Source organism: Bradyrhizobium sp. P2_E8 (genome assembly GCF_056403875.1).
Map to the genome: position 1 here is coordinate 1 of NZ_JBFUES010000654.1, position 4,407 is coordinate 4,407.

At 67.7% G+C, this 4,407-nt stretch carries 3 protein-coding genes and 1 pseudogene; 2 read left to right on the forward strand and 2 right to left on the reverse strand.

All coding sequences use genetic code 11. The features are described from left to right. Positions 1 to 233, forward strand: a pseudogene (locus tag AC1D00_RS28835) (hypothetical protein); the annotation flags it as partial. A gap of 148 nt (positions 234 to 381) precedes the next feature. Here AC1D00_RS28835 and AC1D00_RS28840 read toward each other — a convergent pair. Then, a complete protein-coding gene (locus AC1D00_RS28840) occupies positions 382 to 972 on the reverse strand; it encodes a DUF4337 domain-containing protein (RefSeq protein WP_135178814.1) in 591 nt (196 codons plus the stop codon). A gap of 82 nt (positions 973 to 1,054) precedes the next feature. Then, complete coding sequence (locus tag AC1D00_RS28845; RefSeq protein ID WP_477013000.1) at positions 1,055 to 2,020, reverse strand: tyrosine recombinase XerC; 966 nt, start codon at positions 2,018 to 2,020, stop codon at positions 1,055 to 1,057. Between the two features lie 112 nt (positions 2,021 to 2,132). Here AC1D00_RS28845 and AC1D00_RS28850 point away from each other — a divergent pair, with 112 nt between their 5' ends. Further along, the gene (locus tag AC1D00_RS28850) at positions 2,133 to 4,343 is read left to right on the forward strand and encodes a primosomal protein N' (RefSeq protein WP_477013001.1); all 2,211 of its coding nucleotides are present in this window, start codon (positions 2,133 to 2,135) and stop codon (positions 4,341 to 4,343) included. Positions 4,344 to 4,407 lie beyond the last annotated feature (64 nt).

A 4,407-nucleotide genomic window follows, 5' to 3' on the forward strand; every position in this document is an offset into this window, starting at 1 on the left:
GCGTCGGCGTCACCGCCTTCGTGTTCGACGTGACGCGCGACAAGCTCATGGAGATGCACTGGTTCGAGCGGCTCTACGATCTCGTCATGAAGCTGCGCGCCAAGGCCCATGAGCTGGTCGACCCCGTCAAGCAGCGCATCAAGGAGATCATCGGCGGCAACGGCGAAGGCTGGTCCTCCCGCACCCTCCGCCTGATCCAGCGCTTCCGCAAGAGCGTGCACCAGGCGCGCTAGCTCTTATCCGGTGCCATTGCCCGCGAAGGCGGGCAATCCAGTATCCCAGAGACAGCAAGGCGAGAACCGGGAGCCGCGGCGTACTGGATGCCCCGCTTTCGCGGGGCATGACACCATTGGTGTGGCTTCAAGCGCGCGGCTCACTCCCCTAATGCAAATGCACCAGATGCGGCCACCACAGGCCGAGCGCGGTCATGAGGAGGCCGGCCAGCGTCAGGATGCCGCCGACATAGGCCAGCGCGATCATGCCGGTGATGATGGTGGCCGAGGCCAGCACGATGCCGATCTGGAAGGCGGCGGACGCCAGCTCGAAGTGATGGTATTTCGCGGTCGCCTCGTCGCGCTCGTGCTCGGCATGCTTGGCCTTCTCGGCGAGCTGTTCGGTGCCTTCGCCGGTCTCGGGCTCGGAGCGGTAGCGCTGCGCGGTCTTGGTCCAGTCGTCGACCTGCTTCTGCACCGTCGCCTTCATGGCGTCGTCGGTGGCGCCGGCGAGCGTGAGCTTGCCCTGCTCGGCCGCGGTCAGCACCACGGTGCGGCGGATGCTCTTGGCCTGGAAGAACGCCCAGAGATTGGCGGCCTCGACGTTCTTGCTGATCGATTCGGTCTGGGCGCCCTTGCCGAGCGTCTCCGAAATCGCCAGGAACAGCGCCAGCACGGCGATCAGAAGTGCGATCTTCTTGTTCGAGCCGGACGCGTGCTCGGCGTGCTCGGCATGCTCCATGCTTTCATGTGCGCTCATAAATCCCTCCTGCCTCGGTTCCCCACGATTGACCGAACCGCGGGCGACGCGCAAGAGGCAAGGAAGTTATGACGTCAGTGTGTCAGCGCCGCGGATGCGCGCTCGCATAGACTTCCAGCAGCCGCTCGGAATCGATGCCGGTGTAGACCTGCGTGGTCGAGAGCGAGGAATGGCCGAGTAATTCCTGGATCGCGCGCAAATCGCCGCCGCGCGACAACAGATGCGTGGCGAAGGAATGGCGCAGCGCGTGCGGCGTGGCGCTGTCGGGCAGGCCGAGCGCGCCGCGCAGCCGCTCCATCGCGAGCTGGATGATGCGCGGGCTCAAGGGACCGCCGCGCGCGCCGACGAAGATCGGTCCTTCCGCCGGCAGCGGATACGGGCACATCGCAACATATTCCTGCACCAGCGCGAGCACGTTCTGGAGCACTGGCACCATGCGGGTCTTGTTGCCTTTGCCTGTCACGATGAGCACGTCGCCTTCGCCCGGCTTCGGCACCTCGCGGCGCTTGAGCCCGAGCGCTTCGGAGATGCGCAGGCCGGAGCCATACAGCAGCGCCATGACGGCAGCATCGCGCGCCAGAATCCAGGTCTCGCGGTCCTCGCCGGCGCGCTCGTCGGCGTCCGCGAGACGCTTGGCCGACGCCATCGGCAGCGGCTTTGGCAGGCTCTTGGCGACCTTCGGTGCGCGGATCGCCGACAATGCGCCGACCTTGCCCTTGCCCTCGCGTTCGAGGAAGCGGCCGAACGAGCGCAGGCCCGCCAGCGCGCGCATCAGGCTGCGGCCGGCAATATCGTCGGCCCGGCGCATCGCCATGAAGGCGCGCACGTCGGTGGCTTCCAGCGCCGCGAAGCGCTTGAGCGTGACGCGCTCGCCCCAATGATTGCTGAGGAAATCCAGGCACTGCCGCAAGTCGCGGCCATAGGCTTCCAGCGTCTTCGGCGACAGCCGCCGCTCGGCGCCGAGATGCGACAGCCAGCGCGTCATCTCCTGCGCGATGTCAGGATCGGCGCTGGCGAGCTCGATGGGTGGGGCGGCCGCTTTGCTCATGCGCTCTGGACGTGGTGATTCCGCACAGTATATCGCATCACACTCGTTTATCGTTCGCTAAGGCCGCCTCACGGCGCTAGCCTTGAGGCCCCCGGGTTCCGATTCTCAGTTCATGGACCACACGTCCCGCAGCAGCGCCGCCTCCGCCAACGCGACCCGCATGGTCGACGTGCTGGTGCCGGTCGCGCTCGACCAGACCTATTCCTACAAGGTGCCGCGCGGGATGGAGCTGAAGGCCGGCGATCTCGTCGGCGTGCCGCTGGGGCCCCGCGAGGTGCTCGCCGTGGTCTGGGCCGAGAACGCCAATCCCGATCCGCGCCTGCACAATCGCCTCAAGGAGGTCAACGAGAAGCTCGATCTCCCGCCCCTGAAGCCCGAGCTGCGTTCCGCCGTCGACTGGGTCGCCAATTACACGCTGAGCCCGCGCGGCATGGTGCTGCGCATGTGCCTGCGGATGGGCGAGAATCTCGGCCCCGAGCGGGTGCGCCCCGGCGTGCGCCTGGTCGGCGATTCCCCCAAGCGGCTCACGCCGGCGCGGCAACGCGTGATCGAGGTGCTGTCGGACCGGCTGCTGCACGGCAAGTCCGAGGCGGCCAAGGAGGCGGGCGTCTCGGCCGGCGTGATCGACGGCCTGGTGGACGAAGGCACGCTCACGGTCGAGCCGATGCCGCCGCCTCCGCCGCCACCGGCCCCCGATCCGGATTACGGCCGGCCGGATTTCACACCGCTCCAGCGCACCGCAGTCGATACGATGCGCGCGCTCGCGGCCAACGGCACCTTCCACGTCGCGCTGCTCGACGGCGTCACCGGTTCGGGCAAGACCGAGGTGTATTTCGAGGCCGTGGCGGAGGCGATCCGCCGCGGCAGGCAGTCGCTGATCCTGATGCCGGAGATCGCGCTCACCGGCCAGTTCCTCGACCGTTTCGCGCAGCGTTTTGGCGTGCGGCCGATCGAATGGCACTCCGAGCTCACCCCGCGCACCCGCACGCGCAACTGGGCGGCGATCTCCGAGGGCAGCGCGCCGGTCGTGGTCGGCGCGCGCTCGGCGCTGTTTCTGCCTTACGCCAATCTCGGCCTCATCGTCGTCGATGAAGAGCACGACCAGGCATACAAGCAGGACGAGGGCGTGCATTACCACGCCCGCGACATGGCGGTGGTGCGCGCGCATATCGCAAAAATTCCGATCGTGCTGGCCTCCGCGACGCCGTCGGTCGAATCCGAGGTCAATGCGCGCAAGAACCGCTATCAGCGCATCGCGCTGCCCTCGCGCTTCGGCGGCCAGCACATGCCGCATATCGAGGCGATCGACATGCGCCGCGAGCCGCCGGCGCGCGGCCGCTTCATCTCGCCGCGCCTGGCCTCCGAGATCAGGACCGCGATCGAGAAGCGCGAGCAGGCGCTCTTGTTCCTCAATCGCCGCGGCTACGCGCCGCTGACCTTGTGCCGTGCCTGCGGCCACCGCTTCGCCTGCACCATCTGCGATGCCTGGCTGGTCGATCACCGCTTCCGCCAGCGCCTGGTCTGTCACCATTGCGGCTTCTCGATGCCGCGCCCGCATATCTGTCCGAATTGTTCGGCGGAGGAATCGCTGGTCGCGGTCGGCCCCGGCGTCGAGCGCCTGCAGGAAGAAGCGGCGGCGCTGTTCCCGGAGGCGCGCACCATGGTGCTGTCGAGCGATCTCATCACCTCGATCGAGACCATGCGCTCCGAACTTGCCGAGATCGCGGAGGGCCGCGTCGACATCATCATCGGCACGCAGCTCGTCGCCAAGGGCCACAATTTCCCGCGGCTCAATCTGGTCGGCGTCGTCGATGCGGATCTCGGCCTGTCCAATGGCGATCCGCGCGCGTCGGAACGCACCTGGCAGCTGCTCAACCAGGTGATCGGCCGCGCCGGCCGCGAGCAGGGCCGCGGCGTCGGCTATCTCCAGACCCACCAGCCCGATCATCCCGTGATGAAGGCGCTGATCGCCTGCGACCGCGAGGCCTTCTACGACAGCGAGATCGATCTGCGCGAGCGCACGCTGTATCCGCCGTTCGGCCGGCTCGCGAGCCTGATCATCTCGGCCGGCGACCGTCCGAGCGCGGAAGGCTTTGGCCGCCGCCTCGTCGCACTCGCGCCGCGCGACGAGCGCGTGGTGGTGCTGGGCCCGGCGGAAGCGCCGCTCGCCGTGATCAAGGGCCGCTACCGCTTCCGTATCCTGGTGAAATCGGCGCGCGGATTCGATCTGTCGGACTATCTGCGCAACTGGCTCGCCGTCTGCCCGAAGCCGAAGGGCAATCTGAAGTTAGAGGTGGACGTCGATCCCCAGAGCTTTTTGTAGCGATCGGGCACTCTGCACTCCCTCCCCCGCAAGCGGGGAGGGAACGCAGCGGCAAGCTCCACTC